Source organism: [Clostridium] ultunense DSM 10521 (assembly GCF_000511955.1).
GTDB classification, from domain to species: Bacteria; Bacillota; Clostridia; order Tissierellales; family Tepidimicrobiaceae; genus Schnuerera; species Schnuerera ultunensis.
The window spans coordinates 133,723-154,031 of sequence record NZ_AZSU01000001.1; the positions used below are offsets into that span (position 1 = coordinate 133,723).

Genomic DNA, 20,309 nt, shown 5'->3' on the forward strand with positions numbered 1-20,309 from the left:
AAAGGTTTATATTTATAAATATATGGACAGAATAGAATATGAGGTGGAGTAATGAAAACTAAAGCTGTTATTCTCGGAGCTAATTATTATATAGGACTCAGTATAATTCGTTGTTTAGCTATTCATGGAGTACCTACCATTGCAATAGATTATTCATCTAAAGGTACCTATGGATTCCATTCTAAATATTGCTCAGAGACTTTGATTGGTCCAAATTGTAAGGAGGATCCAGAAGGACTATTAAATTTTTTAATAGAATATAGTAAAAAACAGGGCCATAAGCCTGTTTTATTTCCATCTGCTGATGGTTATGTAGAGTTTATAGACAAGTATTTATCTATTTTATCAAAATATTATTTAGTTACACAAACAGAAGAGGGTCTATATACTAAGGTTATGGATAAGGGAGCCTTACATTCCTTAGCAAAAGAACATGGATTATTAGTACCAGAGACAGTCCATATAGATGAGGAAAACTTTAGAGAGAAGGTAGAAGAGAATATAAAGTTTCCATGTTTAGTAAAACCCACTGACTCACCTGCCTTCGTATCTAAATTTAGAAAGAAATTATTTAAAGTTTATAATATGGGGGAATTAGAAGAGGCTATAGGAAAAGCTACTTCTGCTAATTTAGACGTAATAGTTCAAAGGATTATACCTGGTTTTGATGATCATATGTATACCTTTGATGCTTACCTAAATCAAGATGCCAAGGTAACCCATTGGGTAACATGCCAAAAATATCGTCAATTTCCCATTAATTTTGGAGCCTCTGTATATACTGGACAAAAATATGTACCTGAGTTATATGACATAGGAGGTAAATTTTTAGAAGCTATTGGCTATAAAGGCTTTGCAGAAATAGAGTTTAAAAAGGATGCTAATACTGGAGAATACTACCTAATAGAGATTAATACTAGGACCACAAATCTTAACAGTCTGCTATTTAAGGCAGGAGTAAATATGCCGTATATTGCTTATCGGGAATTAATAGGGAAACCTTTAGAATCTTATGCCGTTACCCATGATACTAATTTAGTATTTTGGTACGCCTTTGAGGATTTATTAGCAGTAAGAGGCTATTTAAAAACTGGACAATTGAAGCTTATGGATGTAATAAAATCCTATATTAAACCAAAAGCTTATGCTATTTGGGATTGGAAGGATCCTAAACCTGCCTTTGTGTTTTTTGGAAACAAGCTTGGTTCTTTGATTAAAAAAATACCCAAATTCAATAGATAACTATACTGTAATGAAAGGAGTTACCAATGATGAAGCTATATAAATTACTTCAGTCTATAGAAGTCATTGAATCTTGGAATAAAAAAGATATAGATATAAAAGGCATTGCCTATAATTCTAAAAAGGTATGCCCAGGGGATTTGTTTATCTGCATAAAGGGGAATAAAACCGATGGACATAAATATATTTCACAGGCTATTGAAAAGGGTGCCGTTGCAATTATTGTAGAAGATTATCAACTAGTTTCAAATATTCCACAATTTCGTGTAAAAGATAGTCGTAAGGCCTTAGCTATTTTAAGTAGTACCTATTATGACCACCCTTCGGAGAAAATGAAGGTAATTGGTATTACTGCAACTAATGGCAAGACTTCTACTTCTTTTATGGTCAATGCTATTTTGGAAAAGTATAGATTGAAAACAGGGATAATAGGTACGGTTATGGTGAAATATGGTAACTATATAGAGCCTTCCATATTGACGACCCCAGAGTCTCTAGATCTTCAGCATTATTTTTCACAGATGAGGAAGGAAGATATATCCCATATAGTAATGGAAGTATCATCTTCCGCCTTAGAGCTTAGTAGAGTTGAGGAAGTTGATTTTGATATAGTAACTTTAAATAATATAGGAAGGGAGCATATAAATTTACATGGTTCTTTTGAAAAATATTTTGAATATAAAGCTAGTTTAATAAGAAATGCAAAACCAGCAGCATGGGCAATATTAAACTTAGATTGTCCTTATTCTAAATCCTTAATAGATGAGACGGAAGCAAAAGTTCTAACCTTTGGGGTGAAGGATAGAAGTGGAAATTTATCCTGTAGCAATTTAGATCTGTCTACTGGTCGGCCTAAATTTAAAGTCAAAATAGAAAAACCAATTAAGGTTGGAGAAGTAGAATATACCCCCCAAGAATTTAGTGTAGATTTATCTGTCCCAGGATATCACTCTGTTTATAATTCAATGGCAGCCATATCCGTTGGATTATTATCTGGTGTGCCTATTCCTGTAATTCAGGAAGCAATTAATTCTTTTAAAGGTGTGGAAAGGCGTTTTCAAATTATTTACGATAAAAACTTTAAAATAATAGATGACCATTTTGCAAACCCTGGAAATATCAATGTAACATTGGAAACATTGAGTATGATGGATTATAATAAAACACATCTTATATATGCTATTAGAGGTAGCAGAGGAGTAACTACTAATAAGGAAAATGCTAAAACTATAGTTAAATGGGCTTCAAAACTTGGTATAAAAGAAATAATTGCTACATTAAGCAAATCTCATGTTGGAGAAAAAGATAGGGTAACAGACGAAGAAATAAAAGCCTTTAAGGAAATAATGGATGAGGCAAAAATTAAAGTCTATCTATATGATGAACTACCAGATGCTATTTCCTATGGATTATCTAAGGTATCAAAGGGAGATGTCCTGCTTTTGGCAGGTTGTCAAGGAATGGACTATGGTGCAAAAATTGCCTTAGAGGAAATATATAAGTCAAAATCAGGCATAGATAGAAAAGAAATATTCGGAGCATTAAAAAATAGGATAGCAGGGATGTGATAAAAAGGAAGGGGAGACCCTTCCTTATATTAATTTAATCTATAAAAATGAGATAAAATCATTGCAAAAATCATATGCTTGTTATATATTATATATAACAGATACAAAAGGAGGGATACTATTGTTAAAATTGCAAAATCTATCTAAAATCTATAGTAGGGGAGATATTAAAGCTGTAGATAATATAAATTTAGATATAAAATCAGGAGAGATATTTGGGTTTTTAGGGCCTAATGGGGCAGGGAAGACTACTACAATAAAGATGATAGTAGGCTTACTTAAACCAGATAATGGGAAAGTATTTATAGATGGAATAGATGCATGGAAAAATCCTATAGATGCTAAAAGACGGATATCCTACGTGCCTGATTCTCCAGAAATATACGATAAACTGAAAGGCATAGAATATCTTAATTTTATAGCTGATATGTATGAAATACCCAAGGAGATTAGACAGGAGCGTATGGAAAAATATTTAGAAATATTTAATTTGAAACATGCAGTAGGAGATATTATAGGGAGTTATTCCCATGGTATGAAGCAGAAATTAGTTCTCATTTCCGCTTTAATTCATGAACCAAAACTATTTATATTAGATGAACCTATGGTAGGATTAGATCCTAAATCTTCTTTCCAATTGAAAGAAATTATGAGGAAAAGATGCGATGAAGGTAAAACAGTATTTTTCTCCACCCATGTGTTGGAGGTGGCAGAAAAATTATGCGATAGAATAGCCATTATAAATAAAGGGAAAATAATAGCTTTAGGGACTATGGAAGAATTGCGTAATCATGCAGAAGAAAGGGAGTCTTTGGAAAATATTTTCTTGGAGTTGACTGAAAATGAATAGGATATTATCGTTAATTAAAACCGATTTAAATACCACTTTTGGATTTTCAGCCTTAGAATACAAGTTTAAAAGTAAAAAGGATAGATGGCAAATTATCATTTTTGGAATTGCAATTCTTTCTCTTATACCTTCTTATTTATTAATAGTAAATGGACTTTCTAGTTTATATGAAGCCTATAGGAATATTGGACAAAAACCAATGTTTTTATTAAATGGATTCCTGTACTCTCAACTAATTGTATTCATATTTGGCATACTATATGTTATGTCTAAATACTATTTTTCCAATGATTTAAGTGTATTAGTACCTTTACCGCTGAATCCTAGAGATATTATTGGGAGTAAGTTCATATCCTTAATGGTCAATGAATATTTAACATCCTTACCAATAATACTTCCCTTTATTATTATATATGGAACAAGAGGAAAAGAAGGCATACTTTATTGGCTATATTCTTTAATACTAATATTATTTGTGCCCGTAATACCTTTGACTTTGGCTTCTATAATAGTAATGTTATTCATGAAGTATACAAATATTAAAGGTGAAAAGGATTTATTACGTATAATTGGTTATTTTCTATTGTTAATAGCTATTTTGGCATTCCAATTTAAAATTCAATCTATAACTCAAAATGCAATGATAGAAGGGGAAGATTTCTTCTTGAAAATGGCAACAGATTCTAATCTATTGGTAAGGAAATTAGGACTGGGTTTTCCACCCAGTATGTGGGGAGCCTTATCTCTAAGTAGTTATTCAAGTATTATCGGTTTATTAAACCTAATATTATTTGTAGGAGTAGCTATAATCATTTTTATAGCAATGATCTATTTAAGTGAAAGACTATTCTTTGATGGACTTATAGGGAATTTGGAAGTAAGTATATCTAGGGGAAGTAGTAAGATAAAGGCAACAGACTATAATAAAAAAATTCCCTCCTTTTTAGCCTTGGGATTAAAGGAGATAAGATTGCTTATAAGGACTCCAGTCTATTTATTGAATTCTATTGGTGGGGTCGTTATAGTACCCATAATATTTATCATATCTACCTCTATGGATGGAGGGCAATCCTTGGAAGGATTAAATATGTTAATAAAAGGTAATCCTCATTTAATATCTATTGCAGGTGTGGGCATAATAACTTTATTAGGCATAATGAATTGTGTAGGATGTACTACCTTTTCTAGAGAAGGTAAAAGCCTTTGGATCCAAAGGACTATACCTATAAAAGCAAAAGATCAAATATTTGGTAGGGTACTATCATCCCTTTTGGTACAATTTATAGGTGTTGGGGCAGTGCTATGCACTGTAGCTTATCTAGGGTATTTAACTATAGAAAATGTGTTTTGGATTACGATATTAGGAGTTTTAGGTAGCATTGCTATGGCTGAATTAGGTATGATAATAGACATATACAGGCCATTACTTGATTGGGATAACCCACAAAAGGCTATGAAACAAAACCTAAATGTATTAATCGCTATGGGTATAGGTGCTCTTTACCTATTAGGAGTAGGGTTTTTAGTATATAAATTATTAGATAAAGTGGATATATTATTCATATATGGGATAATGGGGTTAGTGTTTATAATAACATCCTTTGTACTTTATATGCCTCTTAAGAAATTAATTGAAAGGCAGTTTCAAATATTGGAGTAGTATTCAAAAAATAAAAGGCGTAATGGCTCTTCATAACCATTACGCCTTTTTCATCATTTTTGATAATTCTTTCTTGCTTTTTCAATAGCTGAATGGGCTTCATCCACATCTGCCCATCCCTTTACATGAACCTCTTTCCCCTCCAATTGTTTATATTCAGAAAAGAAATGCTCAAATTCTTTTTTCATATGGGAACCTATATCTTCTATGGTCTTTATTTCTTCATATCTTGGATCCCCTAGGGGAACGGCTATTATTTTTTCATCTTTTCCCTTTTCATCCTCCATTAAGAACATACCTATTACTCTAGACCGTATCATACATCCTGGAAAGGTAGGATTAGCCATAAGCACCATAATATCTATAGGGTCTCCGTCTTCTGCCAAAGTATTAGGGATAAATCCATAATCAGCAGGGTAAAACATAGGAGAAAACAAGGCCCTATCTAATATAAATACTTTTCTTTTCTCATCATATTCATATTTATTACTGCTGCCCTTTGGTATTTCTATAAATGCATCTACTATAATATCCATCTAATCATCTCCTCTATCTTAAGTTTTCTGTTCTGGTCCTTATTTTTATATCTTCATCATCTATAGGTTCTGCTAGCTTAATATTATGAGGTATAGCTTTCCCATTTTCGTCAACAAATACAAAAGTTATGAATCCATCGGAAAGAATTTTATCTGAATTATTCTTTGTTATCTTCCCGTAAACGACAAAACTAGTTCTGCCAACTTTAGCAATTTTAGTTTCTAAGTTGATAATATCTCCCTTGTTTGCAGGTTCGGTAAAAGTTAATCCATGAATATTAATGCAAACGATATTCTCTGGTTTCTCCGTGTGTTTTGCACCGCATATAAAGCAGGCTTCTACAAACCATTCAGCAACTCTACCAGCAAATAGAGTGCCATGATGATTTAAATCTTCAGACTTAACTAATCTAGATACTTTTACTGTATTCAAAACAGACTCCTCCTTTGTTGAAAAAGTATTTATAATATTGGCTATACCCTTTTTGTTTTCCATTTTCCTTTTTTATAATGGATTAATATTATGACAATCTCTCCAATTTCAGCTGCTACGAAGCTAAGCCAAACGTAGATAACTGGAAGGTTAAATATTTTAGTGGTAATAAAGAGCATAGGAACTTGTATACCCCATCTGGAAATAATGCTAGATAATAGATAAGGTATATTATGACCAGAACCGGTAAATACAGACCCTAATCCCATAGACCATCCAGCCAATATTAGAGCAGGAATCAATATTCTTATCATAGGTATGCCTACATTGATAACCTCTAAATCTTTAATAAAGATTCCCATTATCTTATCTGGTATTAATATGGACACAATGGATAGAAACCCCATCATAACTATATTGGTTAAGGCGGCAAATTTTGCTGTATCTCTCGCCTTATCCACATCTTCTGCTCCTAAAGCCTGACCTACTATAGTACTAGCTCCCATGACTATACCCATTATGGGCATAAAAGCAAAACTAAATAATCGGCTACCTATCCCCATGGCAGCCACCGTATCTGTACCATAAATGGATACAAATTTCAATGTAGCAATACTAGATAAATTTCTCATAAGAACTTCAATACCAGTTGGTAATCCTATGGTCAATAATTTTTTATCGATTTCCCAATCTAACTGGAATAATCCTTTAAAGGTTATTTTTAACTTTTCATTTCCTTTAAGTAATATATAAAATCCCATAGAAAAGGCTATTACTGTAGAAATAACTGTAGCTAAGGCTGCACCAAATACTCCCATATTAAAGCCGGGTATATTAGTCCCTGGTATTTTATCAAACATAAAAACAGGGTCTAAAATTATATTAGCAATAGAAGATACTATCATTATCTTCATAGGGGTTTTAGCATCCCCTAAGCATCTTAGAGCAGTATTTACCGAATAGGAAGAAAACATTATGGGAAGAAAAAACATCCTTATATATCCATAATCTAAGGCAGCTTTAAGGACTATTTGATCTGTTGAAAAAAATGATAATAAAGGTTTCAATATAATTGAAATAATAATTGCAGAAATAATAGCCACCAAGGCTTTAAAGGTCAAAGTTTGTTCCACTACCTTCCTAGTTCGCTGAATATCTCCTTTTCCATAGCTTTGAGTAATCAAAGAAATGGAACTAGCACCGATAATTTCATTTAACACCGTTACTAGCCAAAAAACCGTAGAAAAAATAGTAACTCCTGCTACTGCAGAAGCCGAAATCCGACCAATCCATATCATATCTACCATATCGTATACGGCTTGTAAAGCAAAACCCAGCATAGTAGGTATGGATACTTTAAGTAGGTTCTTCCTTAAATCACCTATTAATAGTTCGTTATTTTCTATATTGTTCATAAAATTCCCCCTTAAACAATTGGGTATCTTGAAATATATACATATATACTAATATATTTTCTAGAATATAGCAATATTTAAAAAAATAAAACAAATTACATTAATAAATATATATTATTCTAAAATCCTGCTATAATGAATATATAAAGGATTAAAAAGGGGGCTTATGTTATGAAGATATATATAAGTGCTGATATTGAAGGGGTTACTGGGGTTACCCATTGGGATGAAACGGAAAAACCAGAGGAAGACCATAAAAAGTTTGCCCATCAAATGACGTTGGAAGTAAAGGCTGCTTGTGAAGGTGCTATCAATGCAGGGGCAGATGAAATATGGGTTAAGGATGCTCACGATAGCGGAAGGAATATAGACCATAATCTATTGCCTAAAAATACTAAGCTTATAAGGGGATGGAGCGGACATATGTACTCTATGGTTCAGGAATTAGATGAAACCTTTGATGCATTAATGTTTATAGGATACCATTCTGCAGGAGGAACTAATACTAATCCATTGTCCCATACTATGAATACAAATATTGATTACATTAAACTTAATGGAGAATATCTATCAGAGTTTCTTCTACATTCCCATATAGCGACCTACCTAGGAGTACCAGCAGTGTTTTTGAGTGGGGATTTAGGATTATGTGATGAAGTAAAGAAATTCAATAGAAGTATAATTACCATTCCTGTAAAAGAAGGAAGAGGAAATTCCACCATAAATATTCACCCTCAATTGGCTTTAGAACTTATAAAGGATGGGGTAGAAGAAAGTTTAAAGAAGGATTTTTCTTTATATGAAATGGAATTGCCAAGAGAATTTAATTTGGAAATAAAATACAATCAACATTCAGAAGCCTTAAGGGCTATGAACTATGCAGGAGTAGACCAAATAGATTCCAAAAGAATTAGCTTTAAAACTAAGGATTTAATGGAAGTAGTTAGAGCCATAAGGTTTTTATTATAACGAATAGGAAAGTTTCCTTAATAACGCTTCGATAGAAGCTTTTCTTATAAGTTTTAAAGAGGTTTTGATTTTGATATATAATAAAATTTCAATTTAGTATATAAAATATTAATGACAGAGGAAAGTAAAAGAGATGATGACAAAAGGTAAAGACAGAGAAAATAAAATAATTAGAAAAAAAATATTATCTATGATTTTTCCCATAACCCTTGAAAACATCCTTCAGATGACAGCGGGGATTGTTTCTATGGCTATGATTGGCAGAATCAATCCTTTAGCTGTTGGGGCTTTAGGGATGAGTAATATTATTTTTAATATGATATGGGCTATATTTAAAGGAGTATCAACAGGGGTATCTGTATTTGTTGCTCAAGCCCATGGTGCCAATAATTATGCTAAATTAAAAAGGATTGTTACCCAGACTCTATTTTTTTCAATTCTATTAGTTATAGTACTACAACAACTATTATTTTGGAATACTCAAACCTTACTGAAGATATTCAACCCTAGTAAAGAGCTTTTAGCCAATGGAGTATTATATCTAAGGATTATTTCTTGGGGATTACCTTTTATTACTATAGTTTTAATAGTAGCAGGGACTTTGCAAGGTATGGGTAATGCTAAAACCCCTATGAAGATAGCTTTAATAATGAATATTGTAAATATTACCTTTAGCTATATTTTCATATTTGGAAAACTTGGGATTAAACCTATGGGTTTAAGAGGGGCTGCCTTTGGCTTACTAATTGCCCAATTTACAGCTGCTCTACTAGGATTAAAAGTGTTATTTGGTAGGGCAGGCACATTAACTACAATAGGAGATAAATTGTCCTTTACTATCCAATTGGAGGAAGTTCTACCTGTATATAAAGTAGGATTACCTACATCCTTTGAAACCATTTTTTGGGAAGGAGCAGCAATTCTCATGACTAAGGCTATTCTAACTTACGGAGAAATTGCCTATGCAGCCTATCAATTAGGGTTACAAGCAGAGGCTATTTCCTATATGCCTGCAGCAGGATTTGGGGTAGCAGCTACTACTTTTATAGGACATTCCATAGGTTCCCAAGATAGGGAACAAGGGAAGAAATATATTCATCAATTAATTAAATGGACTAGCATTCTAACCATATTTACTGGAGGAGTATTAATATTTTTCCCAAAACAGGTTATGAGACTTTTAACTAATGATGGGGAAATAATTAAAATAGGGGCTATGTACTTGTTTGTAATGGGTCTGGTGCAAATACCTCAAAATATAAATGGGGTATTAAACGGTGCCTTAAGAGGTGCAGGTCATTCTAAAATTCCAATGATAGTGGCTATGTTAGGATTATGGCTAATAAGAGTACCTCTTTCTCTACTAGGAGCCTTTGTATTTAAAACCAGTATTACTTTTATCTGGATTGCATTGGGATTGGACTTAATATTTCGATTCCTTTGTGGTGTAATAATATTTAAGAAGAAGGATATATATGAAAGTAAATCTTTAATTGGAGCTGAGGAAAATGAAGGATATAGAAATAGCTAAAAAATATTTAGAAGAAGAAAACCTAGCTATTGCGGTGGTAAAAGATGGTAATTTAATATTTAAAAGCCATGATAAAGGCATAAAGCCTATGTATACTTTAGCCACTCAAATGGTAGAAATGACTAAAGGTTCCTCTATAGCTGATAAGGTAATAGGTAGAGGTGCTGCTATGTTATGTGATTCATTATATGTTAAAGAGGTATATGGGAAATTAATATCTGACAATGCCATAGAGGTATTGAAAAAAAGCGGCATAATATTTAGTTATGGCAATATTTGTGATTATATTAAAAATAGGGACGGAACAGATATTTGTCCTATTGAAAAAATAGCTCTTCAATCTGAAAATTCAGAGGTGCTTTTGAGTAAAATAAAGGGTTTTTTTAAGGCTGCTAGTAGATAGCAGCTTTTAAAATATTTAGATAAAATATTATATTGATATAAACCTAGCAAAAAAGATATATGATTTTAACAAAAATGATGAGGCTTTATTCTTTTTTATTAGTATAATGAAGTATTAGCCTATATATTTTGGGAATGAGATGGCATAATTTATATAAAATATTTAAAAATAAAAACCTAAGTGTATAAATATATCTTTATATTTAACACTAGGAGTAAAATGGGGGGAATCATATGAGGGATTTTAAGGAGTATCAATATGAAATGATACAAGGGCAGGAAAGCCTGCCTATAAATGTGATAATCCATAGTGTTGAGGAATTTCAAATGCATTGGCATAAGGAAATAGAAATATTATTTATCCTAGAAGGTAGCATTAACGTGAGGGTAGGGGAAGAAAGCTATTTTCTCAGAGAGAATGATCTAATACTGATAAATTGTAATGAATTACATAGCACAAGAAGACTTAAGGATAACAATGCATTATTAGCTATCCAAATAGATCCAGAGTTTTATAATAGTTGTTATCCCCAATTTAACAAGTTGGTCTTTGATTGTAAATCCTTTATATTTGGCGAGGAACAGGAAAGATTTGATATAATTAGGTATTATATTGCAAAGATAGTTTGGGAATTAAATAAAAGAAACAAAGGATACCAATTTGTCATAGGAAACTATCTATACTTATTGGCAAAACATCTGTTGACTAATTTCGATTATGTCATAATAGAAGATGAGGCGGAAGAATTAAGAGATGAGGATATTGTTAGGCTTCAGCGTATAATAGAGTATGTAAATAAAAATATAGATAGGAAGATAACTTTAAAAGAGATTGCAGAAAGAGAACATGTCAATTATTATTATCTATCCCATTTTATAAAAGGCAAGATGGGCATTTCTTTCCAAGAATATGTAAATAGTGTAAGGTTATATAATGCTGTAGATATGTTGAAAAACACCGATAAATCCATAATAGATATATCTCATGCCAGTGGCTTTTCTAATGTAAATTCTTTCAATAGGATTTTTAAAGAAACCTACAATTGCTCTCCATCAGAATATAGAAAGAATTCCAAGAACATGTCTGAATATGTCAATAATTCAACAAACTATAAGACTATAGCTAGAAGTAAAACTTATTTAGATGTAGATAGAACATCGGCATTAAAGAAATTATTCACCTATTTAAAGCCTATAGGGGTAGAAGTTAAAGAGGATTATGGAATTACGAATAGTATAGAATATATTTCAGTAAGCGGAATGGATGAAGGCCAATATCTTGAACATTATTGGCAAAATTTAATTACCTTTGGTAGAGCACATGAAGGTTTAAGGGCTAATTGGCAAAAACAATTTAGGGAAATACAAAGAGAAATTGGATTTAAATATATTAGATTTCATGGTATATTTATGGATGAAATGATGGTATATAATGTATCTCCTGAGGGGAATGTAGAATATAATTGGACCTATGTAGATGAATTATTTGATTTTTTTATGGAAATGAATATTAAACCCTTTATAGAATTGAGCTTTATGCCTAGAGGATTGAAACGTTCCGATGAAACAGTTTTTTGGTGGAAAGGAAATATATCTCCACCAAAGGATATAAAACTATGGACGGATTTAGTGCAAGAATTTATAAAACATTGTATTAATAGATATGGCATAGGAGAAGTAGAATCCTGGTATTTCGAAGTATGGAATGAACCCGAGTATGAATACGTTTTTTGGGCAGGTACTAGGGAGGAGTATTTTGAATTTTATAAAGATACAGCATTAGCCATTAAATCTATATCTAAAAACTTAAAAGTAGGAGGGCCTGCTATAACCCATGGCACAATATTAGGTAGTTCTTGGTTAAAAGACTTTCTAATATTTTGTCAAAAAAACAATGTTCCATTGGACTTCTTATCCATACACATATATCCAGAATATATACCGGAAGAAAGTGTAGAGAAATTTTATCAATTAATAGAATCTGGTGTAGATGTGGGAAATAAAAATTTTAAACCTAAAAGGATATATCATGAAAAAAATCATGTTTTAAACACTATAAATATTGTTAATGAAAAGATAGAAAGCATATTAAATAGGAGAATGGAAGTTCATATCACTGAATGGAACGCATCTTCCCAGTTAGGTAATCCAATACATGACACCTGCTACGTATCTACATATATAATAAGTAATGTATTACAATCCATAGACAAAGTAGATTCTCTAGGTTATTGGGCCTTTACAGATATATTTGAGGAACAAAAGCTAGGCATATCCCATTTCCATGGAGGTTTTGGATTAATGAACAAAGATGGAATAAAGAAACCTTCCTATTTTGCTTATTATTTATTATCGAAATTAGGAAATGAGATAATAGACCAAGGAGAAGATTATATAATTACTAGGAGTGGAGAGGATATCCAAATATTAGCTTATAACTATACTTATTTTGATGATTTGTTTTTATCCGGAGACACTTCTCACATAAACCATAGAGAAAGATATTTAATTTATGAAAATAAGGATATTAGGGAAATAGAATTTAATATAAATGGAGTTGTTGGAGATTATAAAATAATAAAATATAAACTAAACAGGGAACATGGTTCTGCCTTTGACGAATGGCTTAAAATGGGGCTACCTGAAAATATGACATTGGAAGAGATAGAATATTTGAAAGGAAAAGCTAAGCCTGAAATAATAGTAGAATATGTGGGATTAAAAGGAGAATACAGGATCAGGTTTCAGATGCCAGTTCATGGAGCGGAGATGTTAGTGTTGGAGAAGAAAGCGTAAAGGACAAAAAAGGCTTACTTAGTAATGCTTCCACAGAAGCTCTTTTATATAGCAAAAATGATTTAGTAATATAACAAAAATCATAAAGAATTTAAGAAAATCTGTTGGTATAATAAATTATTGGATAAAAAAATTCATATATACATTTTTATTGGAAGGATGTAAAGATTGAAAGGGAAACAAGCTCTTTTGCAAAAGGTTATTATGGAGAAAAACAAACAATTCGATAATATTATAAAATATTCCATGGCAGGAGATATAAAATACTTAGAAAAAATAGAGGAATTTTATCGTGAAATAAATGATTTGGATATGGAATTAAAAGATGGAATGTTTGCAAATATTTTAGAGGATTTTGATGCTTGTATTTCAGGAAGTAGAGAAATTACCGTATCAAATATATTGAATTTATACGGTAAACTCTATTCAGTGGTGGAGAATATAGATGGAGAATTAAGTAATGGTGTATATAAAAAATGTAAAAGCAACCAAGTGGAAATTTCCAGCAAAAAAAGCATTGAAAAAATTTTAATTATTGATGATGACATTTTATTTTTAAAAATGATTGAAGAAAATCTAGAAAAAAGGGGCTACAACACCATATTATGCTCAAATCCCTTTGAAGCTATTAAATGTTTAAATGAGGAAAATATTTCTTTAGTAGTATTAGATATGATATTGCCAGGTATAGATGGATTTAAGATGACTAAAATAATTAGAGATATAGACCCAATCCTTCCCATAATTATAATTTCATCAAAAAATGATTTAGAAACTAAAATAAATGTACTTAAAATAGGTGCGGATGATTATATCACCAAACCCATTAATATGGAAGAATTTTATGCTAGAATAGATAGAACTTTAGACAGAACCACTAATTATAATGCCCTATCTATAAAAGATGGATTAACAGGAGTCTATACAAAGGAATATTTCTGGGAAAGGGCGAAGGAAAAAATGGCCCTTTACAATAGGAATAAAGAGACTTTTTCCATTGCATTTGTAGATATAGATGATTTTAAAACAGTAAATGATAATTTAGGTCATTTAGTGGGGGATAAAATTCTAAAATGTTTTGCTAGAATTTTAAAAAACACCTTAAGAAGTACTGATTTAATTTTTAGATTTGGTGGCGACGAATTTATTATAATATTTCCTGAAACTAGAGAAATGGAAGCAAAACTAGTTCTAGAGAGATTTAATAGAACCAAAAGATGTAGTAAATGTGGCAATGAACAATGTATTACTGTAACTAATGTAAATTTTTCAGCAGGTATTACTGAAATAAAAAGCGCAGAAGATACTGTTGAAAAAATGATAGGAAGAGCCGATAAAGCATTGTACGACGCTAAAGGCAATGGGGGAAATGGAATATTTATATATGAAGAAAAAATAAGCTATGGATATTTTTAGGTATCCGTAGCTTATTTGTTATTTATATAATGAAATTTTTGAGCACGTTGGATTTAACGTGAAAAACACTCTCAAACCTAGCAAAAAACAATGACTATTAAAACAAAAAACAAGAAGAGCAAATTAGTAGGATGTGATACTATAAAAAAAAGGTAATTGGTGGCAATAGATATAAACTATATGGAAAACTTTCCAAGAATACCAGATGAAATTTGAAACTTGACAATTGAAAAGGGAGGAGATAAAGTGAAATTTTTAAATACAACAACTAAATATAGAATGAGTATACTAGTTGTTATGGTAATGTTATTACAGATGTTGATGCCTGTGGTGGGAGATGTGGTTTGGGCTGAGGAATTAATGGATCCTGAGGTAGTAGAAGAGCAGGAACTTGGTGAAACCATGGAAGAAAGCAATGGTATAGTAGATCAAAATGATGACGGTGACGACACACCTGAGGAAGATACTGAAAGTGATGATAATATTCTAACGGAACCAGAAGAATCCAAGGACGAAGGAATATTAGGGATCGACATAAATGAATTGAATGGAGAAAAAGAAATAGAAGATAATAGTGAAGATAGTTCCAATGTCTCTAATGAATTTCCTTATATAATCGGTGTAGAGATAAAAGACGAAAATGGCGATGATTTTTTGGGACCGGTTAAGAAGGATTCAAAAATACGCATTGACTATAAATTTGAAATTCCTAACGAAGAAATAGTAGATACGGAGAAAAGCTATACCATAAAGATTCCAGAACTAATTAAGATAACAAAAGAAATGAGATTTGAAGCAAAGAATGGTGACCGTGTATTGGCAGTTGCTACCTTTAATAATGATAATGAGATGATTATTCAGTATATGGATGAAGTAAACAATCCAGAACTCCTATATGATCGAATAGGGTATTTTTGGGTATATACTGAATTTGATGCTGCAAAGGTAGGTGTTGGTGGGGAGACTGAAATTGAGTTTGATATTGGTGGAGAAAGTAAAAAGATTATTGAAATAAATTTTGAAAAAGAGGAAGAAAAGGTAGATGTAAAATTATCTAAGTCAGGGCATTATGACAAAGAAAACAATATAATAATATGGACTATCACAGTTAAACCAGAAACAACTCCTAGTGGAAGGACTATAAGTAATGTAGTTATAACAGATGTGATTGAAAAGGGACAGACTTATATTGATGATTCCGCCAATATTGACCCGAATACTGAAGGAGAAGGTAGTTTTTCATTTGAAGGGAATAGATTAAGCTACACATTTAACGAAGCCATAAAAAGCGGAGATGAATATACCATCACCTTCAAAACAAAGCCTGATTTATCAGCTTTTAATTCCGAAGGGAAAACTATTTACTTTAAAAACAAAGCAGAAGCTACCTTTGAGGATGATGGAGAATCTACCTCTAATGAAGCAAGTGTAGATACAACAGTTGATTTTATACGAAAAGAAGGCGAATTTGAAAAGGGAAATAGTCGAGAAGAAAATAGAATAGATTGGACTATTCATATAAACAATAATAATTTGAAGATAGATAATGCAGTAATAAGGGATACTATTCCTAAAGGGTTAAAGCTGGTAACAGATACTATTAAATTAGAACCTGAATTAACTGGGGCAAGTTACAGCATTGAGGGAAATGAAAATGCTGAAACGGGTACCGAATTAACCTATGAACTTGGGGAAATTACAGGATACCATAAATTGACTTATTCAACCACTGTTGTAGATGAAGAAGCATATAATTCTAATACATCTAAAGAATATAAAAACTATGTAGAAATAACAGGGGTAGATGTACCTACCAATGCAAATAATAAAGATGATAAAGATGGTGTATTAGTTCCAACTAGTGTAATTGTTAAATCAGGTAAAGGATATAACCCTTCTACTCAAGAGATTACTTGGGAGATAGTGGTTAACAATAATAAGATTGCTATAGAAAATGCTAAGGTTACTGATGATATACCATTAGGGTTAGAATATGTAGAGGGCTCATTTAAAGTAGATGGAAACATACCAATATCTGGGTTTGAATATATGAAAGCAGATAGTGAAGATGCAAGTAAAACAGGGACCTGGGTATATAATTTTGGAAATATTAATCAGACCACACATATAATAACCTTTAAAACCAGAGTAACAGACAACAATATCTGGGCTAATAATGCTAATAAAACTTTCTATAATACTGCCAAACTGACTGGAGATGGGGTAGAAGATTCGTCTTCACTAGGAGAAGAAGATGTATCAAGCCAAGTTATCGAAAAAACTGGCATAGGTTATCACTATTTAGATAGAGAAGCTACTTGGAAAATTGTAATCAATTGGAACAAAATGCCTATGATAAATGTCGTGGTTACAGATTTAATAGGCGAGTACCAAGAGTTTGTGGAAGGTTCTGTAGAAGTTACAGGTCCTAGTAAGGAAAAAACTGCAATTAATTTTGACAATGAAACCAAAACTTTAACTATCGGATTCCTCGAAACAATAAATGATACACATACTATTACTTTCAAAACTAAGATAAATGATGAATCAATCTTCTATAGCAATGGAGATAAAACATTATACAATACAGCTAAATTGGAAAGTAATGAAACTCCGGAAAATGGAGTATCATCAACTGGTAATAATAAAATTCAAAATACTGTTGTCAACAAAACAGGCAATTATGAAGATGGCAATGATTATATTGATTGGGAAGTAGTAATCAATCAAAATCAGTTATCAATATATGATGCTATACTTGAAGACGAATTGCAAGAGGGATTAGAATTAGATACATCATCAGTAAAACTAATTAAATTAATAGTTGATGAAGAAGGAGATCATAAAGAGGGGGAAGAAGTAGAATTAAGCTCTTCAAATATAAAATACAATGGTGAAACAAGAAAATTTGAATTCCATTTCACAGAAGAAATAAATGAAGCCTATATTCTAAAATTCCGAACTGATATCTTAGATACCCACAAAAATGCTACTTTCATGAATACTATAAATTTCAAAGGAAGTAATAGAGCCGAAACAGGCAGTAGTGAAAGTATAAAGGTATCATTCCAAACTGGAGGTGGCGGTGCAGGAGCATCTGGAAGGGGAAGTATAAAGATAATAAAAGTAGATGAAAATAATAATTCTACTAAATTATCAGGAGCTGTATTTGAACTATTAGACATCTTTGAAAATGTATTAAAGACATCTGAACCCACAGGAGATAATGGGGAAGCACTATTTGGAGGGCTAAAATTTGACACAACTTATCTTATCAGAGAAAAAACACCACCTGCGGAATATGCGCTAAGTGGCATAGTTCATAAGTTCCAAGTGAAAAATGAAACTGGTAAAAAGGATATAGAGTATGAATTCAAAAATACTAAAATCAAAGGTAATATTGAATTCACTAAATATGGTGATAATCAAGAACCTTTACAAGGTGCAGGATTCGCCCTATACAATGCAGATGACAATGATTTTGAATATCCAATTACAACTGTATCTAGCGATAAAGATGGAAAAGTAAAATTTGAAAATATAGCTTTTGGAAGCTATAAAATCAAAGAGACTAAAGCACCAGAAGGATATTTGCTATCAGACGAAGTATTGGAAGCAACCATTAGCGAAGATGATTCCACTGTTTCAACTATTCCTGAGAGTATATCTAATACTATGATAAAAGGTAATTTCCAACTTAAAAAGATTCGGAAAAACACAGATACTCCATTATCAGGTGCTAAGATAGCAGTATACAGAGAGGATGGAACTTTTATTGAAGAACAAACAACAGATGATGATGGATTTGCTTTATTTGAAAAACTACCTTATGGAAGATATTATTTCATAGAAACAAAAGCACCATCGGGATACTACAGAAATAATGAAAAACATTATTTCAATATAGAAGAAGATGGAGTAACAGTAGAAGAAACATTGGAAAATATAAAAATACCACCATATGGACCACCAACAGATCCGAAAGATCCAAAGCCAGAAAAACCAACTAAGCCAACGAAACCAGAAGACCCTGAAAAACCAATGGAACCAACTAAGCCAGCAGATCCAGAAGGCCCAGCAAACCCAGAAGATCCATTAACCGATATAGATGGGGAGACACCAGCAGGCGGTATCGATGTAGATAAAGAAGATGATGATGACCCAACAATTGGCTTGGATGATAACACACCAAAAGGTGGTACAAATGTTGACAAGCCAATATTACCAAAGACAGGAGAAAACAATAATATATTCTTCTATTTCATAGGCTTAATATTAATAACATTAGGCTTTGTATTTAGAAGAAAAACAGTATAGACACAAAGAAGGCAGAGGAAACTCTGCCTTCTTTGTGTCTATGGGGCCTAATGCCTATGGACAAACCTCCCAAATTATTGTATAATACTGGAAATGAATATGTATTTAATCGGTGACTTTCCACCGATAAAGGCAAATTTGGTGAAAACCAAGGGCGCAAAACTACAGGGCCTTCCTTGAGATGTCAAGATGGCAGCCAGTTACCGAAGGGAGGAGTGAATATGTTTAAAAAACATATTATAAACTCCACAATAGTCATCTTTTTTATTTTATTAATTTCAACTATAAGTTTTGCTCAAAACACTATTGTGGATGTTAAGAATTTGGACAAGGGTATAGTAATGATAAACTACCATAAAAAAGCTGGTAATATAAAAGTGCTAATAGCTAAAGGTAATAATAAAGAGCATTATGATTTAGAACCAAATATGAACTATCCCCTACAATTTGGTAACGGAGAATACACTATTTCAATTTTGGAACATGTCAATAGAAATCAATATAGAATAGTAGGCACAGAAAAAGTAAATTTGAAATTAAATGATGAAAAACAATTATTTTTGCAATCCATTCAAATGATTAATTGGGATAAGGACATGCTTGCTATAAAAAATGTAAAGGAGTTAACTAAGAATGCTAAGGATGATGAAGAAAAATTTAAGATCGTATATGACTATGTAACTAATAATATAAAATATAGCGATAAAAAGGCTGATATAGTAAAAACAGGTTATATACCATCAATAGATGCCACATTAAATTCCCAATCTGGAATATGCTATGACTATGCAGTATTAACAGCTGCAATGTTAAGAAGTCTAGACATACCTACAAAACTAATCATGGGATACAAATCGGATATTGAAAAATACCATGCCTGGAATCAAGTATACCTAAATGGAAAATGGATAAGTATTGATACAACTTATGATTCTGCCTATGTACAAAAAGGTGTTCCAATTAATATGATTAAGGATGATAAGGATTACAAAATAGAAAAAATATATTAATACTAATATAACTGTAATCCTGAGCCAAAAGCGAAGAAACTCCTATTCAGGTAACTAAAGAGAGTCTATCGGCTTCACCTCAGGATGACAGTATTCTGATTCTAAGATGACCAGAGTTCTAATTTTTAGGCTGATATAATTATATATTCAAGGGTTCTATTGTA

Annotated in this window: 14 protein-coding genes and 1 riboswitch; of the genes, 11 read left to right on the forward strand and 3 right to left on the reverse strand. The window is 31.8% G+C overall.

What is annotated here, in order from left to right; genetic code table 11:
• The first annotated feature begins 51 nt into the window (after positions 1–51).
• The 4 genes from CUL_RS0100725 to CUL_RS0100740 all read left to right on the forward strand — a co-directional run bounded on the left by CUL_RS0100725 (position 52) and on the right by CUL_RS0100740 (position 5,320).
• Positions 52–1,242 carry a carboxylate--amine ligase gene (locus CUL_RS0100725; protein ID WP_025640227.1) on the forward strand — a complete coding sequence of 397 codons (1,191 nt, stop codon included), beginning with the start codon at positions 52–54 and terminating at the stop codon, positions 1,240–1,242.
• Positions 1,243–1,268: 26 nt separating this feature from the next.
• Positions 1,269–2,810, forward strand: a complete 1,542-nt coding sequence (locus CUL_RS0100730; RefSeq protein ID WP_025640228.1) for a Mur ligase family protein — start codon at positions 1,269–1,271, stop codon at positions 2,808–2,810.
• A gap of 121 nt (positions 2,811–2,931) precedes the next feature.
• Positions 2,932–3,660, forward strand: a complete 729-nt coding sequence (locus CUL_RS0100735; protein ID WP_005587003.1) for an ABC transporter ATP-binding protein — start codon at positions 2,932–2,934, stop codon at positions 3,658–3,660.
• The gene (locus tag CUL_RS0100740) at positions 3,653–5,320 is read left to right on the forward strand and encodes a putative ABC transporter permease subunit (RefSeq protein WP_025640229.1); all 1,668 of its coding nucleotides are present in this window, start codon (positions 3,653–3,655) and stop codon (positions 5,318–5,320) included. The genes CUL_RS0100735 and CUL_RS0100740 overlap by 8 nt, the downstream gene beginning before the upstream one ends.
• Positions 5,321–5,373: 53 nt before the next feature.
• Here the strand turns inward: CUL_RS0100740 and CUL_RS0100745 are convergent, their stop codons facing one another.
• From CUL_RS0100745 to CUL_RS0100755, 3 genes are read right to left on the reverse strand one after another with little or no spacing between them, the layout of a single operon-like run.
• On the reverse strand, positions 5,374–5,856 hold the full coding sequence (locus CUL_RS0100745; protein ID WP_025640230.1) for an inorganic diphosphatase: 483 nt from the start codon (positions 5,854–5,856) through the stop codon (positions 5,374–5,376).
• A gap of 13 nt (positions 5,857–5,869) precedes the next feature.
• Positions 5,870–6,289: an acyl-CoA thioesterase gene (locus CUL_RS0100750; RefSeq protein WP_005587006.1), complete on the reverse strand. Its 420-nt coding sequence runs from the start codon at positions 6,287–6,289 to the stop codon at positions 5,870–5,872.
• A 41-nt stretch (positions 6,290–6,330) separates the two neighbouring features.
• A complete protein-coding gene (locus CUL_RS0100755; protein ID WP_025640231.1) occupies positions 6,331–7,704 on the reverse strand; it encodes an MATE family efflux transporter in 1,374 nt (457 codons plus the stop codon).
• A 171-nt stretch (positions 7,705–7,875) separates the two neighbouring features.
• Here CUL_RS0100755 and CUL_RS0100760 point away from each other — a divergent pair, with 171 nt between their 5' ends.
• From CUL_RS0100760 to CUL_RS0100790, 7 genes are all read left to right on the forward strand, one after another.
• On the forward strand, positions 7,876–8,673 hold the full coding sequence (locus CUL_RS0100760; protein ID WP_005587009.1) for a M55 family metallopeptidase: 798 nt from the start codon (positions 7,876–7,878) through the stop codon (positions 8,671–8,673).
• A 133-nt stretch (positions 8,674–8,806) separates the two neighbouring features.
• On the forward strand, positions 8,807–10,204 hold the full coding sequence (locus CUL_RS0100765) for an MATE family efflux transporter (protein ID WP_005587011.1): 1,398 nt from the start codon (positions 8,807–8,809) through the stop codon (positions 10,202–10,204).
• Positions 10,182–10,607 carry a DUF1893 domain-containing protein gene (locus CUL_RS0100770; RefSeq protein ID WP_005587012.1) on the forward strand — a complete coding sequence of 142 codons (426 nt, stop codon included), beginning with the start codon at positions 10,182–10,184 and terminating at the stop codon, positions 10,605–10,607. The genes CUL_RS0100765 and CUL_RS0100770 overlap by 23 nt, the downstream gene beginning before the upstream one ends.
• Before the next feature lie 233 nt (positions 10,608–10,840).
• Entirely contained in the window at positions 10,841–13,402 is a 2,562-nt protein-coding gene (locus CUL_RS0100775; RefSeq protein ID WP_025640232.1) for a GH39 family glycosyl hydrolase, read from the forward strand.
• A gap of 168 nt (positions 13,403–13,570) precedes the next feature.
• A complete protein-coding gene (locus CUL_RS0100780) occupies positions 13,571–14,818 on the forward strand; it encodes a GGDEF domain-containing response regulator (RefSeq protein ID WP_005587014.1) in 1,248 nt (415 codons plus the stop codon).
• Positions 14,819–15,064: 246 nt separating this feature from the next.
• The gene (locus CUL_RS0100785; protein WP_025640233.1) at positions 15,065–19,135 is read left to right on the forward strand and encodes an LPXTG cell wall anchor domain-containing protein; all 4,071 of its coding nucleotides are present in this window, start codon (positions 15,065–15,067) and stop codon (positions 19,133–19,135) included.
• A 121-nt stretch (positions 19,136–19,256) separates the two neighbouring features.
• Positions 19,257–19,343, forward strand: a riboswitch (cyclic di-GMP riboswitch).
• Positions 19,344–19,356: 13 nt separating this feature from the next.
• Positions 19,357–20,145, forward strand: coding sequence for a transglutaminase-like domain-containing protein (locus CUL_RS0100790; RefSeq protein WP_005587016.1), 789 nt, complete (start codon positions 19,357–19,359; stop codon positions 20,143–20,145).
• Positions 20,146–20,309: the final 164 nt, after the last annotated feature.

Bases quoted from the DNA above. Each gene is read 5' to 3' on its own strand.
- CUL_RS0100725 (WP_025640227.1), top strand. From the start codon at position 52: ATGAAAACTAAAGCTGTTATTCTCGGAGCTAATTATTATATAGGACTC.
- CUL_RS0100730 (WP_025640228.1), top strand. From the start codon at position 1,269: ATGATGAAGCTATATAAATTACTTCAGTCTATAGAAGTCATTGAATCT.
- CUL_RS0100740 (WP_025640229.1), top strand. From the start codon at position 3,653: ATGAATAGGATATTATCGTTAATTAAAACCGATTTAAATACCACTTTT.
- CUL_RS0100745 (WP_025640230.1), bottom strand. From the start codon at position 5,856: ATGGATATTATAGTAGATGCATTTATAGAAATACCAAAGGGCAGCAGT.
- CUL_RS0100755 (WP_025640231.1), bottom strand. From the start codon at position 7,704: ATGAACAATATAGAAAATAACGAACTATTAATAGGTGATTTAAGGAAG.
- CUL_RS0100760 (WP_005587009.1), top strand. From the start codon at position 7,876: ATGAAGATATATATAAGTGCTGATATTGAAGGGGTTACTGGGGTTACC.
- CUL_RS0100765 (WP_005587011.1), top strand. From the start codon at position 8,807: ATGATGACAAAAGGTAAAGACAGAGAAAATAAAATAATTAGAAAAAAA.
- CUL_RS0100770 (WP_005587012.1), top strand. From the start codon at position 10,182: ATGAAGGATATAGAAATAGCTAAAAAATATTTAGAAGAAGAAAACCTA.
- CUL_RS0100775 (WP_025640232.1), top strand. From the start codon at position 10,841: ATGAGGGATTTTAAGGAGTATCAATATGAAATGATACAAGGGCAGGAA.
- CUL_RS0100790 (WP_005587016.1), top strand. From the start codon at position 19,357: ATGTTTAAAAAACATATTATAAACTCCACAATAGTCATCTTTTTTATT.